Consider the following 21,483-nt stretch of genomic DNA (forward strand, 5'->3'; position numbering starts at 1 on the left):
TGCACCTACTTAAGCTTACCTACCGCTATTTGAATTCGTTCTAACGCCTCATGGATATTCTCTAGAGAATTAGCATAGGAAAGTCTTAAATAGCCATCACCATACTCACCGAAAGCAGTCCCGGAAAGGACGGCGACACCTGCTTCTTGTAAAAGATAATCAGCCAGCGCATCAGAAGAGAGGGGCAGTTGCTTGACATTGGGAAACACATAGAACGCACCTGTGGGTTTGCGACATTGGATTCCGGCGATCGCATTCAATCCTTCAACAATCACATCTCGCCGTTGTTGGAATTCAGCCATCATTTGCTCTACTGCATCCTGTGATCCAGTCAGTGCTTCCATCCCCGCAATTTGCGTAAATGAACAGGTGCAGGAATTAGAATTAATCATCAGTTGCACCATCTTTTCCGTGATGGGCTGAGGGGCCACACCATACCCCAAGCGCCAACCTGTCATCGCATAGGTTTTGGAGTGACCATCCAGCAAAATAGTCCGCGCTTTCATTCCTGGCAAACTTAAGATGCTTTGATGCTTATCGGCATAGACCATGCGGGAATAAACCTCATCAGAGAGCACATAGAAATCATGTTTATTGGCTAGCTCTGCGATCGCAGCTAAATCTTCTGCGACCAACAGTCCGCCTGTAGGATTTTGAGGAGAATTAATAATCAAGAGTTTGGTGCGCTCAGAAATAGCACTAACTAAGTCCTCAATCCGAAAGCGAAAATCTACTTCTTCTCGTAACGGTAAAGGCACAGCTTTAGCGCCAACAAAACTGATCACCGATTCATAAACCGGAAAACCTGGATTGGGATAAATGACCTCATCTCCCGGATTCACCAGGGTCAAAATGGTGAAAAAGATAATCGGTTTGGCTCCGGGTGTGACGACGACTTCATCGGGATGAACTTCCACACCTCTGGTCGCTGCAATATACTCAGCAATTACTTTGCGAAACTCCAATAACCCAGCCGCAGGACCATAGCCCGTATATCCTTCGCGCATGGCTCGGCAAGCGGCTTCACAGATATTGGCAGGAGTCGGGAAATCGGGCTGACCAATCTCCAGATGAATCACACTTTTGCCCTGAGCTTCCAACTTTTTAGCTCTAGCAAGTACCTCAAAAGCGGACTCAGTGCCTAGGTGACTCATACGTTCTGCAAATATTGCCATAATTACCTCACTGTATGAAAAATCAGCTAGCTCCCTAAATCTCCCTCATAAAGGCGTTAGACGGTATTGGTCACGCAGCACCCGTCGCATCACCTTGTTAGAAGCTGTACGTGGCAAAGCATCCAACATGACCACATCACAAACTTTAAAGAGAGGATTGAGATTCTGAGCGATCGCAGTTTGTAGAGAGGTTTTTAGTTCCTCTCTAGTTTTCGAGCTATTAGGAACAACTACTACATAAATAATCAACTGACTAGGACCACCACCCGGAGGAGCGATCGCGATCGCCGCTGTCTCACAAATATTCTCAACTCTATTCAGCACTTGCTCGATCTCTGTGGAACTCACCTTAATTCCACCCAAATTCATTGCATCATCTACTCGTCCCTGGGCTCGATAGTAGCCGTTGGGTAAACGTTCTAAGCGATCGCCGTGGCGACGAAGAGGGATGGGGGGTGAGGCATGAGAAGAACCTCTTTGACTCTTGGCTTCTATAGCCTCGCGCACGACAGGTAAAAAAGATGTATTAGCAAAGTACACTTGATGATGATCCCGATTCAGCAGTTCAGTCGAGAGCCCAATAGACGGAGGAATGATGAATGCTTCACCTCTCTCTGCTGGCTGTCCCTCTGGGTTCATAATGACAACATCAAGACCGAGAGCAGGAGTGGTAAAAGTGGCAGGAGCGCAGGGTTGTACTACAGTTCCAGTAATGTATGCTCCCCCAATCTCGGTCCCACCGCAGTATTCTATGATGGGTTTGTAGCCTGCTAAAGATATGAGGAACAACATATCTTGTGGATTGGAGCATTCGCCAGTAGAGCTAAAAGCTTTAATCGTGCTCCAATCCAGCCCCCTCATACAATCAGTGTTTTTCCATGCTGTCACTAAACTAGGCACTACACCCAGCATAGTTACCTGAGCATCTTGAATGAATTTTCCGAACTCTCTGGTCGTCGGGGTGCCGTAGTACAAGGCGATCGCGGCCTGATTAATCAAACTGGCATAGATCAGCCACGGCCCCATCATCCAACCCAGGTTTGTCGGCCAAGCTACCACATCTCCAGCATGAATATCATGATGCAAATGTCCATCTACGGCACATTTAATTGGCGTGGTCTGTGTCCAAGGAATGGCCTTGGGTTCACCAGTGGTCCCAGAAGAAAACAGGATATTGGTGTAAGCAGATGGAACCGCAGAAACAGGCTGAAATTGCTGTCGATCACTCAGGAAATTTTGCCAGGACAGATCACCCGATCGCAATTGAGTGTTAGAAGAAGTAGCAAGAACGATCGCTTTTGGAGAGTGTGCCTCTATGATTTTGGTATAGAGAGGTAATTGCTTTCCAGCCCGCAGAATCAAGTCTTGCGTGAATACTGCTTTTGCTTGCGCAATCTGTAAGCGAATAGCGATTTCAGGTGCAGCAAAGCTATCCGCAATCGACACCACCACACAACCCGCCTGAACAATCCCCAAATAAATCGCAACTGCTTCTACTGTCATCGGTAAAACAACAGCGATCGCATCTCCTGGCCGTAGACCCAGTTCTACCAGACCATTTGAAACCTGATTCACCAAATTACGGAGTTCGCCATAGGTGAGGGTAGCCAGAAAACCTCCCTCCGGCTGAAAGACAATGGCTGTAGCGCTATCGGGGGCTTGGAAACAACTTTCCACGATATTGAGCCGAGCGTTGATCAACCACTGAGGCGATTCAACTCCTTGAGATAGATCCAAAATCTGTGTATAGTTCTGCTGAAAGCGAATTCCCAACCGTTGGATCATCAATTGCCAAAACTCATCGCGATGCTGACATGACCAAGCATGTAGTTCCGGATAGGTGGCGATCGCCTGCTCTCGCATCAAAGCCGCAATATTTGTAGACTGAATTTGCTCAAGAGAAGGAGACCAAGCAGGAGGCGGCCCCTGATTTTCATCCCAGTCAGCAAAAGTTTTGGTGTAGAGGAGTTGATGTAACGCCCAAGGGTGCTCAGGTTTCAAAAGATGTTGAGTGAAATATTGCCAACACTCAATCGTTGGTAAAGCAGCAAGCAACTGATTGATCTGAGGCAAAAGTTGAGTAGCAATGTGGTTTTCAAGGCCACAGATCAGGAGTTGCGCCAAGGACAATTGTTTGGCGATCGCAATTCACCCCTTGCAAAAATAGATTTGAATCTAGCTGCCTGATGGGGAGTGATGAAAAGCTTCAAGTCATTTGAGAGGAAATGGAATAAAAATTTAGAGCGTGTATGATGAAGCTTGAAACACTCCTCTGCATCTATGTTAATACACTTATCTGCCTGACCTCTAAAGCTTTACTAAGCTTGATTTCCAAGAGTTAGAGATTGATTACAAACATTTAATATGTTTACAGAAAAGCAGTTGGCACTCAATCTTGATCCCACAGCGATTGCTCAATCACCAAAATTTGGCAATTTAGTTGAGCGAGCAATAGAAACATTGGAGGCAATGTTGTCCAGTGAGCAGCTCTCTGTACAAGAGCGGATGAATCTTGCTGCCAAAATTTTGGAACTAGAACAACAAAAGGTAATCCCACAGACATCTGTAGCAAGTCAGGCAGATTCATCGGCCTTAAATCTCTCTGAGCCTTGGAAACAATGGATCATTGAGAACAAGCTTCGCCAAGTTCCAGACTCTGTTTTAGTTGAGACAATGGTCCGCGAAGGAATTGATGCAGCCCTAGCAACTCAGGCAGTCAGCTATATTGCAACCGAAAAAACCTTTCAAACAGAAAGTGAAACACTGCAACGTCTACGTAAACTAGAGTCTATTCTGACGATTCAACGCCAACTCACACAGCTATCTCCTAACTTTAGTACGATTGAACGGCGCGATCGCATCTCTAGAGAAGAATTTTTAGAAAAATATTACGCAACCAACACACCTGTTATTTTGACAGGCATGATGGCGGACTGGCCTGCCTTTTCCTCGTGGACTCCTGACTTTTTAAAGACGAATTACGGTCAAGCAGAAGTACAAATCCAATTTGGTCGCAGCTCAGACCCCAGCTACGAAATCAATACTAATCAATATAAGCGGGCAATCAAGCTTAGCGAATATGTAGATATGGTGGTTCAGGGTGGAGAAAGTAATGACTACTACATGGTTGCCAACAATGGCAACCTTGAGCGCGAAGACCTCAAAGGCCTGTTCAAGGACTTTATCATGTTTCCGGAACTACTGAACCCTGAAAGCACAAAAGGCACAGTCTTCTTTTGGTTTGGGCCAGCAGGCACCGTTACTCCGTTGCACCACGACCCAATGAACTTGATGATGGCTCAAGTGTATGGACGCAAGCGCTGGCGGCTAATTTCACCCGCTGCCACTCCCTTGGTTTACAACGATATTGGTGTCTTCAGTCGTGTAGATTTGGAGAATATAGATTACGAAAAGTATCCACTCTTTAAAGATGTTCAGATTATTGAAACAGTATTAGAACCTGGAGAAGTAATTTTCGTACCAGTGGGATGGTGGCATCAAGTCAAAGGGCTGGACGTTAGCATCTCGCTGTCATTTACCAATTTCATCTTCCCCAACACATACTCACATCAAAACCCTCATATCACTTCATCGACAGACATATCATCGACAGGCAAAGCGGCTCAAAGTAGTCAGGTATCGTCAGGGCAAGCAACTTTGCTGGCTCAGCAGTCTAATTTGGTCCTGAATCATGGCCCTCTCACGAATGAGATAGTTGAGAGCACCAATGCTTCATACCTGGTAGATGAGATCTTTGCTGGGGAACCGTTAATTATTTCGTTTGGTTTTGTCTCTTGGGATGGTCTTCCTCAGTTTGATTTTTACGGCAGAACCAAAAAATTGGCTCAGTTAGCTGCTAAACCTATCAACCGAATTTTGGTGCGAGACTTATCCAATAGTTGGTATCAGCGCGGCATCCCAGGACTAGGACACACAGTTAACGAAGTTGTAGATAGCCTGAAACAACTAATTGTTCAAATTGCCCCTAGCAAAGTCATTATGATTGGGCAGTCTATGGGTGGGTATGCCGCCATTATGTTTGGACAACTGTTAGGAGCCGATCAGATCATTACTTTTGGTCCTCTGTCCTGCCTAGACTCCGCTCAAGCGATCGCAATGGGCGATACTCGCTGGCTCTCCAGCATGGAAGCCCTAGAGACAAATCCTCCTAGTGTTCGTTATTTTGACTTGCCTACACTCTGCCAGACTTCTCCTCATACTCCAGATATACGTATCTTCTATGGTAAAAAGCCAGATCCAGAAACACCTGGAACTGTGAATTTAGACAATCTGCATGCTAGCCGCTTTAATGCCTTACCAAACTACACAATTCAAGCATTTGAGGAATCAGGGCATGCAATTGTCAAATATTTGGTAGATCACAAGTTGATGGATAACTTGCTACTCAAGACAATTTTTTAAGCAGGTGGTTATTGCATGTAAAGATCGCTTTCCAAGCCATCCCAAAAGACCGCGATCGCTTCCAGAATCTCTCGACCTCCTTGAAAAAACTTGACTGGATCAAAATCAGAGCTGAAGTAAACAGCTTCAATCTCTTCTAACGTATGTCCTGCATGTTGCGCTTCTACGCGGTTGTGCCAGGTGAAGAAAGCTAACGGTAGCTGAGGATGTCGAGTTTGTTTAATCTTCAGCAAACCATCTTCTAGCTCTTGCCAGAAGCCTGCTGCGGCCCAATGCTCCACCGCAAAGCTCGCACCTTCAGCGATTTGGGGGTCGTCGCTGCCGTAAAGTCGAATCAACTCATCACAGAAATGCAGCGTTGCTGGTGTGCCATGCTTGCGTTTACCAATATCCGCGAAATTCAGCCCTAAACTAGCTGCAACTGCCACCAACCATTCAAAGTGAGCGGCGCGGAAACGACAAATCCCTCCATCTACTGTGCCTTCTGTTCCGACCAATTCTGGATCGCCTTCTCGATCTTTTTCTGCCTCGGTTAAAGATGGCTGATTGGCGATCGCTTGCCCAGGTTTGCGGTAGATTACACCTAATTCATTTAAGAGAATTTCTCGGCTCGCACGAGACTGTTGGAGTGTCGGAGCATTAATCTCCTTTTGTAGTGCTGCAATTAGAAACTGATTAGAGAAAACCGAGAATTGCTGGATAAAGTGCCGTAACTCAGCATCTGTCGCTTCACCCTGCTGAAACCAACGGGTGTAGGTATTGTTTGTAATAATTCGGTGTTGGAGAAAGTGGCAATCGATTTCAGCCAGAAAAGCTTGAAACTCGGTCACTTGGTCTTGAGTTAGCTGGCCTTGCTGCAAACGTTCTTGTATTCGAGCAGAGATTGCAGGAGTAGGCGAGTTGAGAACTGTAGTCATCATCGAAGTTCTCCTGAGAAGAGAGAGAAAACTAAAAATCCAGATTAAGCGCTCCAACTGTAGAGATAATTGAGATCCTCTAAGTGCGTAGCCTGGGCCGTTAACTTGAGGGGGCGGAAGGTGTCAATCATGACAGCTAATTCATCAGTGCGCTCTTTATCAATCGACTCTTCATACATACCGGGATGCGGACCGTGGGGGATGCCGCTAGGATGCACAGTGATAGAAGCTTCTTCAATGCCTCGCCGTGACATAAAGTTGCCCGCAGCGTAGTAAAGCACCTCATCCGAATCGACATTGGAGTGATTGTAGGGCGCAGGAATGGCAAGTGGGTGGTAGTCGAACAGACGCGGCACAAAAGAACAAATCACAAAACCAGTCGCCGCAAAGGTTTGATGCACAGGAGGTGGCTGATGCACCCGTCCGGTAATCGGTTCAAAATCCTCAATATTTAAAGCATAAGGATACAGATGACCATCCCAACCCACCACATCTAGCGGATGATAGTGATAAAGATAGTGGGTGATACAACCCTGGGTTTTAATTTGGACTTCAAACTCCCCTGCTGCATCGTGAGCCACTAAGTTTTGGGGTGGGCGAATGTCTCGCTCACAATAAGGCGCATGTTCTAGAAACTGGCCGTATCGATTCAGATACCGCTGGGGTGGCTCAATATGTCCCTGAGCCTCGATCGCCAACATCCGCTGCTCAATTTCTGCATCTGGCAGAATCCGCCACAGTACCCCAGTCGGAATCACCAAATAATCTCCCGGTCGATAAGGCAGCACCCCATACTGACTCTCCAATATCCCTGTACCCTGATGGATAAAGATCACCTCATCTCCGTGAGCAAAGCGGTACCAGTAAGACATCGGCTCTGTTGGTCGAGCGACAGAAATACAGATATCGGCATTTACTAGTAAAGGAATTCGAGCCGCGATCGCATCTCCACCTGCTGTGACATCTGCGGTGCGTAAATGACGATGCTGCAAAGCACTTGATTGTTCATAAGCAATTTTGGTGTCTTGATGAGATAACACCTTATAAACCTGAGTTGGTGGCCGCAAGTGGTACAGCAAAGATTGCACCCCCGAAAACCCTTGGACGCTAATCAATTCTTCGTGATAAAGCGAGCCATCCGGTTGACGGAACTGCGTATGCCGTTTATGGGGAATTGCTCCTAGTTTGTAGTAGTAGCTCATAACTTCTCAAAGATTTCCCCTTAGCGCTTGTTCTCGTTCGATCGCTTCAAACAGTGCCTTAAAGTTGCCTTCACCAAATCCTTGGGCTCCGTGGCGCTGAATGATTTCAAAGAACAGGGTGGGGCGGTCTTGGACAGGTTGGGTGAAGATCTGGAGGAGATAGCCTTCCGAATCGCGATCGATCAGAATGCCTAACTGAGCAAGTTGATCAATCGGTTCTTCTAGGGCACCGGCACGGGAAGCTAAGTTTTGGTAATAGGTGGGGGGAGTCTGAAGGAACTCAACGCCAGAGCGTTTTAGTTGGGTGACTGTTTCAATAATGTTGTGGGTTCCTAAAGCAATATGCTGAATCCCAGGTCCGTGGTGATATTCCAAGAACTCATCAATCTGTGATTTGCGTTTGCCGTGGGCGGGTTCGTTGATGGGTAGCTTAATTTTGCCTGTGCGATCGCGCATCACTTTCGACATCAAAGCAGAATATTCTGTAGAAATTGCTTGATCATCAAAGTGCATCAATAGCTCAAAGCCCAGCGTATCGGTAAAGAACTGCACCCAGCGATCCATTGCGCCATATTCTACGTTGGCAACCACATGATCAATCGCAGTTAGCCCTGCACCAACCCGTTGATGAGCCTCCTGACACATAGCAAAACCAGGAGCAAATCCTTGGTACTGATTGCGCTCGACAAACTTAATCAGGGTATCCCCATAGACATGAATAGCGGCGTAGCGAAACACCCCTTGCTCGTCTTGTTCCTCAGTCACTGCGATCGCTTCTCTAGCTCCCCGAGATGTTGTTTCCCAGAAGGCTTTCTCCACATCTGGCACTTCTAGAGCAATCAATGCCACACTATCGCCATGTTTCAGCACACTCTGCGCGATCGCGTGATCTGGGTGCAGACCGCTACTTAGGACCAAACGAATTTCTCCTTGCTCCATAACATAGGAGGTAACGTCGCGGCTTCCGGTACTTAATCCCCGATAAGCAGTATTGGTAAAACCAAAGCAATCAGCATAAAAGAGCGCTGCTTGCTTGGCATTACCCACGTAGAATTCTAGGTGATCAAAGCGTTTAATCGGGCAAATATCATGCATGGGGATTCCTCCTGACCAGCCGCCTCTACCGCAGGGCACCGCTCCCACTCCTCACACCAAAATTCATGAATATCCCAGCTAATAAAAGGCGCTCGACCTTACCTACCTTTATTCCCTGGAGCGATCTCACTACTTAAGTCGGAGATGTTTTCTGTCAATGCAGCGTCAGAATACAGACTCGTCCTGAGAGGGGTTCTGTGGTTTGCAGCTTACTTGCTACTAACCCTATAGTAAGATTATAGATTTTATTTTTGGTCCGTCTCAAGGGTTAATTTTTGACAAGGCAATTAGGTTGAGTACGGACATCTAAACCACCTCGAAGATAATCCGTATTTGAGGTAACTCTAGATGCTGTCATCAGTTAGTACCTTTCTTTCAGCGATCGTAGATTATGCAGGTCTCTTTCCACCCGCTCAGTTGAGCCTAAAAGCAGCAATGGCGAATTATGCTCAGTATCACGCTTCTCCTGACGCTTGGATGCTGGGGCGATTCGTCCTACCCGCCTCATACCTAGAAGAATTCATTGCTCTCTTACCTACCTTCCCGTTCGCCCAGTGGCCGCTTAGCATCATTATTTCTCAGGATTTTGAGCCTGTTCTCAGTCGAGTTCAATCTTTAGCGGCTCATAATCCTGCGATCGCCCTCCAAGCTCTAGAGTTTCCTCCCTTAGCAGCAACTGAAATCACCGCTCTCGATCTACTGCCACAAGTAGAAACCTTTTTTGAAATTCCTCTTGATCAGGATTTAACTCCTTACTTAGACGTGTTACGCCACCAAGGAGCCTCCGCCAAAATTCGGACTGGTGGAATCACTGCGGCTGCATTTCCCAGTGCGGCACAGCTCTACGAATTTATCTTTGCCTGTGCTCAAGCTCAAGTCTCCTTCAAGGCCACTGCGGGTCTCCATCACCCCCTACCTGGCGAGTACCCGTTGACCTACGAACCAGAGAGTGAAGTCACAGCGATGCCTGGCTTCCTAAATGTGGCACTGGCTTCAGCCTTAGTCTATTGGCAAAAGATTACTTTAGAAGCGGCTTTAAGCTTGCTGCAAGAACAGTCGGCTGATCAGTTTCTACTAGCAGACAGCGCTATTAGCTGGAACCAACATCAGCTCAGCCTGCGAGAACTAGCGATCGCCCGTAAACAGATCTTCCGTTCTTTCGGCTCCTGCTCCTTTGTAGAACCGCTCGCTGGACTGCAAGCCATGCAGCTCTTACCAAAGCCTAAGCTATCAAATAAGCTATCAAAACCTGAGCCACAGACAGGACAAGAACTTGGCAGCAAAAAGATATAAGTGAGCCTATCTTTATCTCTTGGATAAGTTCGCGATCGCGGTGATTAACTCAAGGGGGTCGATGGGTTTCGCTAGATGGATCTCAAATCCAGCGGCGATCGCTTGTTGTTGGTTGACTTCACCCGCATAAGCGGTCAGCGCAATCGCAGGCAGACTTCTCCCCAGTTGTGAGGTCAAAACCTGAACTTCTCGCAATAGAGCATACCCATCCATTTCAGGCAGCCCAATATCGCTGACCAGAACATCGGGTTGAAATTCTAGTAATAGATCCAATACAGCTCGCGCTGAAGACACTGCAATGACTGTTGCGCCTACATCTTCGAGGACAAAATGAACCAGTTCTAAGTTATCCGGTTCATCGTCTACTACGAGCACTTTGACTCCTTGCAAATTGGAAGATTGATCAACCAGAACCGCCGTGCCAACCCCTGCCGCATCTGTGGTCAGTAAAGGTAATAGCACTGTAAAAGTGGCACCTTGACCTTCTCCTGAACTCGCAGCTTGCACCCTGCCACCGTGAATCTCTGTTAAATGTTGAACGATCGCTAATCCCAGACCTAAGCCGCCAAAGTTGCGAGTGGTAGAGCTGTCAGCTTGGCGAAAGTAGTCAAACACATGCGGCAGAAACTCCGGGTTAATTCCTTTGCCTGTATCGTTGACTGTAATTTTGGCCTCTAGATCAACATACTCTAAGCAAACTTCAACTTTGCCTCCAGTCGGCGTAAATTTAATCGCATTAGAAAGCAAATTCCAGAGAATCTGTTGCAGGCGAGCTACATCTCCAGCGATAAATTTACCTCGTGGTTCTAAGCGAGTCGTAAGTTGAATATGCTTAGCTTCAGCCGCTAAACGGATATTCTCTAAAGCGGCCTCAATGGTGGGCACTAGGTCAACCGCCGTACTGTTTAAGTGGAGTTTGCCGCGCAAAATGCGGGAAATATCTAATAAGTCTTCGATTAATTGAGTTTGGAGTCTGGCATTGCGCTCAATCGTTTCTAGAGCGTAGTTCACTTTGTCTGCATCCAACTTACCGCTGCGGAGGATTTGGACCCAGCCTAGAATCGGGTTCAGGGGCGATCGCAACTCGTGAGACAGCACTGCGAGAAACTCATCCTTGAGTTGATTGGCTTCTTGTAGTTCTTTAGCTTGCTGGCGGAACCGTTCTTCTGAAAGCCTCAGTTGCTCTAGCGTTTCTTCGTACTCTCGGCGGAGCCGTTCTTTGTCTAAGCTTTCTTGTACGGCAATAGCCAAGCGATATAATGGCTTGCCCTTTAGCACATAGTCGCTCAAGCCCTGCTTCATACCCCTGACAGCCACTTCCTCAGAGCCACTGTTGGTAAACATCACTACAGGGCAGTGGGGATAGTGAAATTTTATACTTTGCAGGATTTCTAAGCCGTTGCTCCAACACAGTTGGTAGTCAGTCACGACCAAATCAAACTCTCCTGCCTCCAGAGCTTGGGTAAACTCACTCGCCTCACCAACTTCTTGAACTAGCAAATCGAAAAACGTTTTCTTCAATTCACGAATGGCGAGTAGGCGATCGCCCTGATTATCGTCAATCAGCAAGACACGGAGCATTACAATTTCAGCGGGTGGCGCAGGGTGGACGAGGGAATAGGCGAAAAGCTAAAGATCAGGTTACAGCGTTAGCAGGCAAGCTGGGAATCAACCTTAAGACTGTACTGCTTGTTAAAGAAATCACTCAATATATTTTCTTGTATTAATTGACACTGAATCATATTAGAACTCAGCGGGGGCTGGCAATTCGAGCCAAAAGCGACTGCCTGTAACCAAATCAGACTCCACATTAGTCTGCCCACGCATTCGCTCCAACGCACGCCGCAGAATGGCTAATCCAATGCCAGTACCAAGATAAGTTTCTTCGGCATGTAGGCGCTCGAACCCACCAAAAATACGATTGTGGTTTTCGGAAGCGATCCCGATGCCGTTATCTTCCACCCACAGGCGCACCTAGTGATCCCGATGTCTGGTCCATATCCTTACCTGTGGCTGTATGCCAGGAGATACAAATTTAATAGGGTGTAGCTCGCGTTCTGCCAGCAAGCGATCGCCCTAGTTGTCATCGATAACCAGAATATCCATTGACTGTCCTCATGGGCTCCATCCTTCATAAGATAATTATTTCTCCGTAGAAATAATAAATCAAGGCTCAGCGGTGCTGCTCTCCTGAGCTGCTTGTAGCTCTAACCAAAAGCGGCTCCCTTGCCCCAAGGCTGACTCAACTCCCACTCGCCCTCGCATACGCTCGGCTCCTTTGCGGACGATCGCCAGCCCTACGCCTGTCCCCGAATAAGCCTGCCTGGTGTGCAATCGCTCAAAGGCTTGAAAAATCCGCTCATGATATTGAGGGGCAATGCCAATGCCGTTATCTTCGATCCACAGCCGCACCCATCCAGACCGTAATTCTGCCCAGATGTGAATCTGAGGCTGTCTGTCTGGGGGGACAAACTTCACCGCATTGTTTAGAAGATTCAGCAAAGCTTGAATCAAGGTGAGCCGATGGCCCATCACCTCTGGCAGTGGGTGATCCACTGTCACCATTGTGGGTTGAGCTTGCCACTCAGCTGCTATTTTCTCAACTACTGTCGTTACCAATTCAGTTAGGTTGAGCGGTTGAACAATAATCTCAGCTCGCGACAAGCGCCCATAATCTAGCAAATCGTTGACTAGCTGGTCCGCTTGTTGGGCAGAAGCCGAAATTTCCTGAGCGTACCGTTGTCCTATGGCATCCAGGCGATCGCCGTAGTCTTCCAACAGGGCTTGAGATAAACCCTGCATAGACCGTAGGGGAGCGCGTAAATCGTGGGACACCGAATAACTAAAAGTCTCTAAGCCATCAATTGCTTCTTCGAGAGCCGTGGTGCGTTCTGCCACTCTTTGTTCTAGTTGATTGGTATAACCTTGAAGTTGGTCTCGCAATCGAGTTTGCTGAATCGCGATCGCCAGTTGACTCGCCACTTCTTGAGCAATTTGTTGATCTTCAGCACTGAAGGCATCCCTTGCCTGAGCCAATAAAATCAAATCTCCTAAAACAGAGTTCTCAACGGTGAGGGCGATCGCCAGAAAGCTATGGTATCCAGCGATCAGGATTTGCTCTAAGCCCACGGAGCGTTGCGGCAAATCTGCTAGGTCTTGGACATACCAAGTTGGTTCTCGATCCCATAGCATGGCAATTGGAAAGCGATCGCTAATCGGGAGGACAGTTCCCGTTACATCATTGGCAATTGCTCCAGCTAGGATCTGAAGTTCAGCGGCTTCGATGTCAAACAGAACCACAGCCGACTGGTTGCAAGGCAGCACGTTGCTCAGGTGAGATAGAGCGGAATGGGCGATCGCAGATGGAGCCTCCAGGCTCAGAATTGCTTGGTCAATCTGATGTACGGCTTCTAGTCGTTGAATTGAACGTTGCAGTTTGGCTTCTGCTTGCTTGCGAGTCGTGATATCAAACCGAACCGCGAGATATTGCAGCGGCTTACCTGATTCATCCAAAAACGGCACGATTGTGGTGTCAACCCAATAGCTGGTGCCATCCTTGGCTCGGTTCTTAATCTCTCCCTGCCAAACTTCTCCCTGGGTAATCGTGGACCAGAGCTGCCGAAAGAATTCTTGAGAGTGGTAGCCAGAGTTGATTAGGCGATGAGTTTGGCCAATCAATTCAGCTCGGCTAAATTGCGAGATTTGACAAAACTGGTCATTTACCTCTGTGATCACGCCATGACTATCTGTGGTGGCTAAAATTGCGGCTTGATCCAGAGCAAATTTCACATCTGACAGGTCTTTGAGTAGTTGCCGCTGAGCCATCTCCGCCTGGATGCGTTCCGTTAGATCCCGCGCTACCCCAATCACACCCACAATGTTTCCTTCAGCATCACGGCAAGGATCTTTGCTTGTGAGAAATATGCGGACCTCGCCTCCTACCAAAAGGGGTTCTTCCGAGGCTTGAGAGATGCCTGTTTCTATCACAGAGCGATCGATCTTTTGCAGCGCGATCGCTTGCTTCAAAGGAATTAACTCTAGATCGGATTTTCCTAAAATTTCTGTCTTTGGCCTACCAAAAACACGTGCTGTTGCCGAGTTAACTAATTGATATTTTCCCTGAAGATCCTTGACAAACACCGCATCTGCCGTTTCTTCAATCACCCGCTCCAGCAAGTTATAGCTCTCTTGCAAGGCTTGCTCACTACGCCTACGTTCTGTAATGTCGCGAGTGACTTTAGAAAAACCATATAGCTTCTGGTTCTCATTGTAGAGGGCAGTAATCACCACACTCGCCCAAAACAACGAACCATCCTTGCGTCTCCGCCAACCTTCGTCTGTATAGTGTCCTTCTGCAATTGCAACTTGCAACCCATAAGCAGGCTTGTTTTGAGCGATCGCTGCTTCTGGATAAAAGATCGAAAAATGATGACCCAAGACTTCTGCGGCCTTATACCCCTTCAGTACTTCTGCACCACTGTTCCAACTGGTAATGTATCCATTAGCATCCAGTCCAAAGATGGCGTAGTCCCGGACTCCCTCTATCAGAAGACGGTATTGCTCCTCACTCTCTTTCAGGATCGCAAAAGCCTTTTCAGCTCTTTGCCTAGCACCTCGTAAAGATTGACTGAGCCAACTAATGAATAGCCCCTCAAAGACAAAGATTGAAATTCGGGTTAGGTTAACTGCATCCGTAACCTGTAAGCTGAAATACGGGGCGATAAAGAAATAAGTTCCGAATAACGCGCATAATCCGGTTGCAAGTAGCCCTGCTCGGAACCCGCCGTACCAAGCACTAAACATGACGGGCAAGACGAAAACCAAAAGTGGAGCGTTTTCGCGTAGCAGTGGCGTTAGCAAGAATCGCAATAGTAGAGCTAACAGGGTTGCCAACACTGCAACACTATACTCTGATTGCAGCAACTGCTTTGCTCTGGCCATTACCCAAGTTTCCTTAGAGAGTTCGGAGGCGCTTTGCTGCTTTTATGCCTTTCTAAAGAAATTAGCAGAATTGCGATCGCTCTAAACTCATCCTAATCTGACTTCTGTAGCTTCAACAGCCTTTCAGGTAGCGATAAGTAGCAATGACACTACTTTAACTAACCGCAGCGCCGTAAGGAGTCGCCCATCTCCATCACAGAAGAGCGTTCTGAGCGCTGTTGGCTATCAGTTTTCCCTTGAGATTTCCCTCTAGCCAGCGATCGTTTAGGAGCTAGCAAGCGGTCTATCTGTCGCAGCAGTCCTGCTGACTCAACACTTTTGCTGAGGTAAGCATCAGCTTCCAGCCCCAGATCAGAAGTTTGGCTGAGGATATCATCCGTGAAAAAAGATGAGATCAAAATTACCAAAGGTGGATTAGCCACACGCTGCCTCAATCGGCAAATCACATCCGGGCCATCTGTATTGATTTGGTAGCGTCGTGGGGGCATGGAAAAGTCAATCAGGGCGAGATCAAATCGCTCTGCTTCTCGCAGAAAGGCATCTGGATCGGTAAAGGTGGACACAGCATAGCCATACTGGCCGAGCCTAGCTTCTAAGATGAAGCACCAAGCCTCATTATCATCAACGATCGCAATTTGATACATTTGAAACTCGTACTTGCGCCCAGCAAATGTAACACTCCTATGTTTGTTCTACTGCATGTCGGTCCATACGCTCCCTACCTTCCGATAGACTCACTCGCCTGAAGGCCCAAAACTTCAAGTACAGGGTGAGAAATTACCTCTAAAGGTGGGGTTGGTTATGTTTACGGTTACCGAATATTAAGAGCACAGCCATGACGATCGCTCCACCAATCGCAGTCGCCGTTATGGCTGAGTTCGCTAATTGACGCACTGCGATCGCCACAAAGGCCCAAATGAACACCGAGGTAAAAGCAATATCAGCGCGTCGTATGGCCACAAGCGCTCCAATGATTGTCGCAACGACCAACATCGTGACTGTCCAACTAGTGGGACTTAAACCCCAGCGATCCCAGCCAGAACTATACAGCGCTGAGGCTACATTGACGATGGTAGCGACAGAAATCCAGCCTAAGTAAATGCTAAACGGGATATGGGCCAACCATTTGCGATCGCGCGACACTTGTCCGCCATCATGTAGCTGTAAATAAGCTCCAATCAACGGCAGCAGAATCACTAACATTGCTGCCACCGAAGGCCAAAACAGTTGTAGCGTGAAGAGATAAACCCAAGCAATCTGAGCTAAGCAAGCCACAATCAGCAGAGCGCTAGCCCGCCGCAGCGTAGCCTCTTGGCGCTGAGCAGGGCCGAGCTGATAAACCCCATAGGCAATGAGTCCAAGATAAATCAGACCCCAAATTGCAAAGGCGTAGTTAGCCGGGGTAATCTGCACACCCCCCAGAATAGTGTTGGCAACCGCGCCAATGTTCAACCCCGCAATCGGGAAAAAATTCGAGAGGGCATTGACTAGCAGCGTTGCGACGATGGCCACAAGCGTTGCGATCGCCAAGCTTATGCCTGCACGCGATCCCGATCTAGATTCTGGCGGCGACACTTTCATAAAACGGCTAAAACATCCTGAATCAGGTCTTCTAAATGCTGCTCACAAAACTGCTCGGCTGCTGCTAAAGACATGCCTCGCTCTAAGGCGTAGGTTTCAAACGCATTGTAAATCATGGCTCTAGCAATGTCCTGTTCTTCTGGACCGATTGCCCAACGCAGCTCAATACATCCTTGAAGAATTAAATTGATGAGTTGCCCCTCTTGTCTCAAATCAGCAATCAATGCGTCTGCCACACTCTCAGAATTAGGTCCACGATTCTGACTCATAGAATTCATAAACGTCTCCTTCCAGTCTAAACAGCACTAATCAAGGGGAGGACTTGGCATAGCTGATAGCTATGTAGGACAGGTTTTCGGAGTATGAAGCGATCGCCCTCCGGTTAGATGTTCATTGCTGTTAAATGCGCTATCGTGCCCAGAATTGCTGCCGTATTCCTAAAGTGCAGCGCGATCGCAGTGTCTTAAAACGCAGTGCTTTAAAGAGTTGCTTCACAGAGTTGCTATGAGAACCATCCGCTTACCATCGGGTCAATCAATTCCAGCCTTAGGAATGGGCACTTGGAGGATGGGAGAAGCTGCCAATCAACGTTCTACCGAAGTTGCGGCCTTGCAGCATGGCCTTAATCTCGGTATCACTCTGATTGATACAGCCGAAATGTACGGCGAAGGCGGTGCTGAAACAGTTATTGCTGAAGCCATTGCTGATCGGCGTTCCTCCGCTTTTTTAGTCAGCAAGGTTTATCCGCACAACGCCTCTCGTCAAGACGCGATCGCTGCCTGTGAGCGCAGTTTACGACGGCTCAAAACCGATTATCTTGATCTTTATTTATTGCACTGGCGAGGTTCTGCCCCTCTCTCGGAAACCTTAGAAGCCTTTCAAACCCTGAAGCAGGCAGGCAAAATTCGAGATTACGGTGTCAGCAATTTCGATGTAGCCGATATGAAGCAAGCTGTTGCTTTACCCGGAGGAGAAGCGATCGCGACCAATCAAGTGCTTTACAACTTGATGCGTCGTGGCGTTGAGTGGGACTTGTTACCTTGGTGCCGCCAACAAAGTATCCCGATCATGGCCTACTCACCCGTAGAACAAGGCCGACTGCTCCAGCATCGTACCCTACAGACAATTGCCCAGCAAAAAAACGTAACTCCCGCTCAAATCGCGATTGCTTGGTTGCTGCACCGAGAAAATGTGATTGTCATTCCTAAATCCAGCAGTATCGCTCACGTAGAAGAAAATCGGGCCACGCTGGATCTGCAACTCACGCCGGAGGATCTGCAAGCCTTGGATGCGGCCTTCCCAGCCCCAACGAAGAGAGGTTCCCTAGAAATGTTGTAAAAATAGAGCAAAAACAAAGGCCCAGGTAGCAATAACCTGAGCCTATACAAATTAAATTTGATGAGCTAGAGAACCTAACCAGACATTAAGCTTGGCAGGTTTAGTTCTCTCAATCCTTGAAAATTAATGGCTTGAGAATCAAGCGGCAAAAATTCAGAGATTAGTAACCGCGAGAGAAACTGTCGTTTCTGCGGCCACCGCCACCACCGAAGGAACCACCACCACCACGGTCTTCACGAGGCTTGGCTTTGTTAACCTTCAAATCGCGACCCATCCACTCAGCCCCGTCCAATGCTTCAATGGCAGCTGCTTCTTCAGCGTCTGCACCCATTTCTACGAAGCCGAAGCCACGCATCCGACCAGTTTCGCGATCGGTGGGAAGCTGAACGCGCTTAACTGAACCGTATTCAGCAAATACAGCAGTCAAATCTGCTTCTGTAACTTCATAGGACAAATTGCCTACATAAATCGACATAGCTTGTCTCCAAAATCATAGGGGTGTAGAGATTGAGATTTCGGAGAGAAGCTTGCCAATACCAAAGGTGAAAAAACCGTCAATGCTAAAAACAAACGCTGCAACCGATTACTAATTCTCTTCTCAACCATAACACAATAGTTAGGTGGTGTGTTGAGTTATTTCCTGACCAAAAAATCTTAATTTTACTTTCTGGTGGACCACCACACCTAATCGTTTATTTGCCGCCCAGTCCGTCATGTCGCTTAGGGTCTTTCTTTTCTTTTTTGGTCCCATCAGACTGGGCTTTCGGTTTTTTAGATTCTTTGTTGCCTTTCTGCTCTTTAGACATAACGATTCCTTAAACTAGAGTTACTTTTCCGTCGAGATGACTAGCAAATCAGCGATTCACCATCAGCCGGCTCTATTACCATGCATCCTCAGGTAAGAGCTACGCTTGGCAAGCATCCTCCATCACAGGATTGGCACTTGCAACTTTAGCTTGCAAATCCACCCAAGCATCTTGATGAAACCGAACCACCCGTGAAATGGAGTTGCGAGAGTGCTCGGACGTAGAGACTGACAAAGTAACGTTACGCTGTCCAGGATCTACGATGTGCTTCACTGTGCAGGTTTGCATCTTGTTGTTGCAATAAGCAACAATGCGATCGCCCACTTGAATCTCTAACGCTTGAATTTTCAATGACCACCAAACCTATGAAGAAATTAGCTTAGCTGGACAGGTGCAATGCTACCTACGAGGTGATAGCGATTGAATGATGCTTTTTTGATTAGGGGTAATTTGCAGATTTACCGCTCTTAAGCAAGTTCTAGGCTCAGAAGGAAACTACGTATCGTGAGTCCTTAGCTTTACTAAGAGTTTCGGTGTTTTTCAATGGTACCACATAAAGACTTGAAATTCTATCAAAAGCTCTATTTTCTCGTCAATAGCAATTTTGCCCAAAATATTCCTAAGAAGATTTTAATTAAGTCAGCTTCTTGAAAAGAGGTGCGTACATCTTCTCCACAGAGTTGTGCCAGTCTTCCCCTGCAAACAAAAAGCACCCCAACTAGAGGTGCTCAAAAAGTGAAAGATTTCGGTCAACGCCATTACTCGCTTAGTAATGCGATAGGGCGATCGCTCCGCTGAAGTAAGCCCACGTCAGCTCTCAGAACAGAGAGAAAATAGCGGCTAAAATTGATTCAGCTTTTTGCTTTTCAGCTAACTCACGAAAATATTCAGAGAAGCAGGAGCTGATCCTCAGGCTACCTGGATCTGCCGAGAACAACTTTCCAGCATTTGCGTGAGCTTAGCTGCGGGAACAGGACGACTGAAGTAGAATCCTTGGCCTTCATGACATCCCCGTTGGCGCAGGTAATCCAACTGTTCCTCAGTTTCTATCCCCTCCGCTGTAATGCTTAACCGCAGGCTTTTTGCCAAGGCAATGATCGCATCACTCACCGCAGCACTGTCTGGATTCGACAGTATATCTTGCACAAAGGAGCGATCGATCTTGAGCAGACTCACCGGAAATTGCTTTAAGTAATTGAGGGAGGAATATCCTGTACCGAAGTCATCCAGGGCCAGCAAGATGCCCAGCCCCTGCAATTGTTTTAGAGTATCAATCGATCGCTCTAGCTCCACCATCAACGCGCTTTCAGTTACTTCCAATTCTAGGTAGGCTGCCTCTAGCCCCGTCTCTACTAAAACCTGCCTAATCATGTCCACTAAATTGGGTTGTTCTAGCTGTCGAGCGGACAGGTTGACGGACATTCGCATGGCTGGAAATCCAGCCAACTGCCAAGCTCGGCTCTGGGCACAGGCCGTACGCAACACCCATTCTCCCAGTGGCACAATCAGACCATTGGCTTCAGCAATGGGGATAAACTTAGCGGGGGAAACCAAACCCAGAGTTGGATGCTGCCAACGCACTAGTGCCTCGACCGCTGTCAATTCTCCACTCTGTAAATCAATTAAAGGCTGGTAGTAAACCCGCATTTCCTGGCGCTCTAAAGCACCATACAATTCGTTCTCTAACGCTAAGCGGTCTTGCAACTGAGCGGCTATTTCGGGGCAATAAAATTGGTATTGGCCGCGTCCCTGCTGCTGGGCTCGGTAAAGTGCCATGTGAGCCTGCTGTAAAAGTGGCTCGACGCCTTGCCGCTCTCCCAGCTCATTGATGGTAATTCCCACACTGGCTGTAATCCGAATCAGCCCGCCTTCTAAAGCGAAAGGTTTTGCTAGCGTGCTCAAGATTAACTGAGAAAGCTTAACCACAGTCTCCAAGCAGGGCAAGTCTGTGAGAGCGATCGCAAATTGATCCTCGCTGAGATGGGCCAAAGTCTCTGTGGAACTCAGGCAAGTAGTTAAACGTTGAGCCATGGCTCTAAGGAGCAGGTTGGCAGTCTCCGGTTGCCAAGCATGACTCACGCCCGTAAAGTCATCAATCCCCACCATCAGCACCGCCACCAATCTTGGTTGGTTTGGAACTGGGGACAGAGTTTGATACAGGCGATCGCAAAACAAATCCCGATTGGGCAAGCCAGTCAAGTTATCGTAATGGCGGATGTAGTGAATCAACTCATCTAATTGGTGTAGCGTTTGGGAGGTATTCGCCATTAACGTCCCAGCTTCATCTTCAAAGTCTGTCGGTAGTTCCGGCAAGGTTTTAGTATCGAGATAGTCTTGCAAAACCGTAGAAGTCAAAATGACTGGAATCAGAAGGTGATGTAAGGCATAGAGAGTGGCTGCGGTGCCTATCAACGTCGCGACCAAAGCAATGACCAAAACTGGAATTGCCGTTTCCCAGGAATAGGAATGGGAGACAACAAAAGTTAGCAATAACGTGAGAAGAGGAACATGGGTGCCTAAAAATGCCACTGCCATTATTTTGGCGATATAGCTAGTTTTGAGGAATCTAAAACTAGCTAAGAATGAATAAAGATGAAGCTTCTGAGAGAGCAACATAGATCACGAGTGAGACTTAAAAGACAACAGGTGAGTTGTCAAACACCTCGATTGAAAGGTGGTTTTACTTGACAATTCCAGGAAATTAGCCTCAACG

At 47.5% G+C, this 21,483-nt stretch carries 17 protein-coding genes; 3 read left to right on the plus strand and 14 right to left on the minus strand.

The features are described 5' to 3' along the window. Positions 1-5: 5 nt before the first annotated feature. Both H6F68_RS07230 and H6F68_RS07235 read right to left on the minus strand, forming a co-directional pair. On the minus strand, positions 6-1,175 hold the full coding sequence (locus tag H6F68_RS07230; protein ID WP_190557703.1) for a pyridoxal phosphate-dependent aminotransferase: 1,170 nt from the start codon (positions 1,173-1,175) through the stop codon (positions 6-8). Positions 1,176-1,220: 45 nt separating this feature from the next. After that, a complete protein-coding gene (locus tag H6F68_RS07235) occupies positions 1,221-3,299 on the minus strand; it encodes an AMP-binding protein (protein WP_242065392.1) in 2,079 nt (692 codons plus the stop codon). A 240-nt stretch (positions 3,300-3,539) separates the two neighbouring features. On the opposite strand from H6F68_RS07235, the gene H6F68_RS07240 reads away from it, so the two are divergent. Next, complete coding sequence (locus H6F68_RS07240; protein WP_190557705.1) at positions 3,540-5,597, plus strand: cupin-like domain-containing protein; 2,058 nt, start codon at positions 3,540-3,542, stop codon at positions 5,595-5,597. A gap of 8 nt (positions 5,598-5,605) precedes the next feature. On the opposite strand, the gene H6F68_RS07245 is transcribed toward H6F68_RS07240, so the two are convergent. The 3 genes from H6F68_RS07245 to hppD are packed head-to-tail and all read right to left on the minus strand — an operon-like array spanning position 5,606 to position 8,811. Beyond that, positions 5,606-6,517, minus strand: a complete 912-nt coding sequence (locus H6F68_RS07245) for a hypothetical protein (RefSeq protein ID WP_190557707.1) — start codon at positions 6,515-6,517, stop codon at positions 5,606-5,608. Between the two features lie 41 nt (positions 6,518-6,558). Next, the gene (locus H6F68_RS07250; protein WP_190557709.1) at positions 6,559-7,716 is read right to left on the minus strand and encodes a homogentisate 1,2-dioxygenase; all 1,158 of its coding nucleotides are present in this window, start codon (positions 7,714-7,716) and stop codon (positions 6,559-6,561) included. Positions 7,717-7,722: 6 nt separating this feature from the next. Further along, complete coding sequence (hppD, locus tag H6F68_RS07255; protein ID WP_190557712.1) at positions 7,723-8,811, minus strand: 4-hydroxyphenylpyruvate dioxygenase; 1,089 nt, start codon at positions 8,809-8,811, stop codon at positions 7,723-7,725. A gap of 348 nt (positions 8,812-9,159) precedes the next feature. Here hppD and H6F68_RS07260 point away from each other — a divergent pair, with 348 nt between their 5' ends. Continuing rightward, on the plus strand, positions 9,160-10,104 hold the full coding sequence (locus tag H6F68_RS07260; protein WP_199299954.1) for a hypothetical protein: 945 nt from the start codon (positions 9,160-9,162) through the stop codon (positions 10,102-10,104). Between the two features lie 12 nt (positions 10,105-10,116). Here the strand turns inward: H6F68_RS07260 and H6F68_RS07265 are convergent, their stop codons facing one another. From H6F68_RS07265 to H6F68_RS07290, 6 genes are all read right to left on the minus strand, one after another. After that, entirely contained in the window at positions 10,117-11,685 is a 1,569-nt protein-coding gene (locus tag H6F68_RS07265; protein WP_190557714.1) for a response regulator, read from the minus strand. Between the two features lie 162 nt (positions 11,686-11,847). Then, positions 11,848-12,078, minus strand: a complete 231-nt coding sequence (locus H6F68_RS07270; RefSeq protein ID WP_190557716.1) for an ATP-binding protein — start codon at positions 12,076-12,078, stop codon at positions 11,848-11,850. A 192-nt stretch (positions 12,079-12,270) separates the two neighbouring features. Further along, positions 12,271-15,045, minus strand: coding sequence for a PAS domain S-box protein (locus H6F68_RS07275; RefSeq protein ID WP_190557718.1), 2,775 nt, complete (start codon positions 15,043-15,045; stop codon positions 12,271-12,273). Between the two features lie 158 nt (positions 15,046-15,203). After that, positions 15,204-15,689, minus strand: coding sequence for a response regulator (locus tag H6F68_RS07280; protein WP_190557720.1), 486 nt, complete (start codon positions 15,687-15,689; stop codon positions 15,204-15,206). Positions 15,690-15,828: 139 nt separating this feature from the next. Beyond that, positions 15,829-16,575, minus strand: a complete 747-nt coding sequence (locus H6F68_RS07285) for a tryptophan-rich sensory protein (RefSeq protein ID WP_242065393.1) — start codon at positions 16,573-16,575, stop codon at positions 15,829-15,831. 47 nt (positions 16,576-16,622) lie between these two features. After that, a complete protein-coding gene (locus H6F68_RS07290) occupies positions 16,623-16,895 on the minus strand; it encodes a hypothetical protein (protein ID WP_206755506.1) in 273 nt (90 codons plus the stop codon). A 235-nt stretch (positions 16,896-17,130) separates the two neighbouring features. On the opposite strand from H6F68_RS07290, the gene H6F68_RS07295 reads away from it, so the two are divergent. Then, entirely contained in the window at positions 17,131-17,964 is an 834-nt protein-coding gene (locus H6F68_RS07295) for an aldo/keto reductase (protein WP_190557726.1), read from the plus strand. A gap of 160 nt (positions 17,965-18,124) precedes the next feature. Here H6F68_RS07295 and H6F68_RS07300 read toward each other — a convergent pair whose 3' ends face one another. The 3 genes from H6F68_RS07300 to H6F68_RS07310 form a co-directional block, all read right to left on the minus strand. After that, positions 18,125-18,439 carry an RNA-binding protein gene (locus tag H6F68_RS07300; protein ID WP_190554036.1) on the minus strand — a complete coding sequence of 105 codons (315 nt, stop codon included), beginning with the start codon at positions 18,437-18,439 and terminating at the stop codon, positions 18,125-18,127. Positions 18,440-18,869: 430 nt separating this feature from the next. Beyond that, a complete protein-coding gene (locus H6F68_RS07305; protein WP_190557728.1) occupies positions 18,870-19,121 on the minus strand; it encodes a hypothetical protein in 252 nt (83 codons plus the stop codon). Positions 19,122-19,679: 558 nt separating this feature from the next. Continuing rightward, the gene (locus H6F68_RS07310) at positions 19,680-21,305 is read right to left on the minus strand and encodes a bifunctional diguanylate cyclase/phosphodiesterase (RefSeq protein ID WP_199299955.1); all 1,626 of its coding nucleotides are present in this window, start codon (positions 21,303-21,305) and stop codon (positions 19,680-19,682) included. Between the last annotated feature and the right edge of the window lie 178 nt (positions 21,306-21,483).

The sequence above is a fragment of the Trichocoleus sp. FACHB-262 genome (assembly GCF_014696035.1).
Taxonomy (GTDB): Bacteria; Cyanobacteriota; Cyanobacteriia; order FACHB-46; family FACHB-46; genus Trichocoleus.

Coding starts and splice junctions, on each gene's coding strand:
- H6F68_RS07230 (WP_190557703.1), bottom strand. CDS start 1,175: ATGGCAATATTTGCAGAACGTATGAGTCACCTAGGCACTGAGTCCGCT.
- H6F68_RS07240 (WP_190557705.1), top strand. CDS start 3,540: ATGTTTACAGAAAAGCAGTTGGCACTCAATCTTGATCCCACAGCGATT.
- H6F68_RS07245 (WP_190557707.1), bottom strand. CDS start 6,517: ATGATGACTACAGTTCTCAACTCGCCTACTCCTGCAATCTCTGCTCGA.
- H6F68_RS07250 (WP_190557709.1), bottom strand. CDS start 7,716: ATGAGCTACTACTACAAACTAGGAGCAATTCCCCATAAACGGCATACG.
- hppD (WP_190557712.1), bottom strand. CDS start 8,811: ATGCATGATATTTGCCCGATTAAACGCTTTGATCACCTAGAATTCTAC.
- H6F68_RS07260 (WP_199299954.1), top strand. CDS start 9,160: ATGCTGTCATCAGTTAGTACCTTTCTTTCAGCGATCGTAGATTATGCA.
- H6F68_RS07265 (WP_190557714.1), bottom strand. CDS start 11,685: ATGCTCCGTGTCTTGCTGATTGACGATAATCAGGGCGATCGCCTACTC.
- H6F68_RS07275 (WP_190557718.1), bottom strand. CDS start 15,045: ATGGCCAGAGCAAAGCAGTTGCTGCAATCAGAGTATAGTGTTGCAGTG.
- H6F68_RS07280 (WP_190557720.1), bottom strand. CDS start 15,689: ATGTATCAAATTGCGATCGTTGATGATAATGAGGCTTGGTGCTTCATC.
- H6F68_RS07290 (WP_206755506.1), bottom strand. CDS start 16,895: ATGAGTCAGAATCGTGGACCTAATTCTGAGAGTGTGGCAGACGCATTG.
- H6F68_RS07295 (WP_190557726.1), top strand. CDS start 17,131: ATGAGAACCATCCGCTTACCATCGGGTCAATCAATTCCAGCCTTAGGA.
- H6F68_RS07300 (WP_190554036.1), bottom strand. CDS start 18,439: ATGTCGATTTATGTAGGCAATTTGTCCTATGAAGTTACAGAAGCAGAT.
- H6F68_RS07310 (WP_199299955.1), bottom strand. CDS start 21,305: ATGGCAGTGGCATTTTTAGGCACCCATGTTCCTCTTCTCACGTTATTG.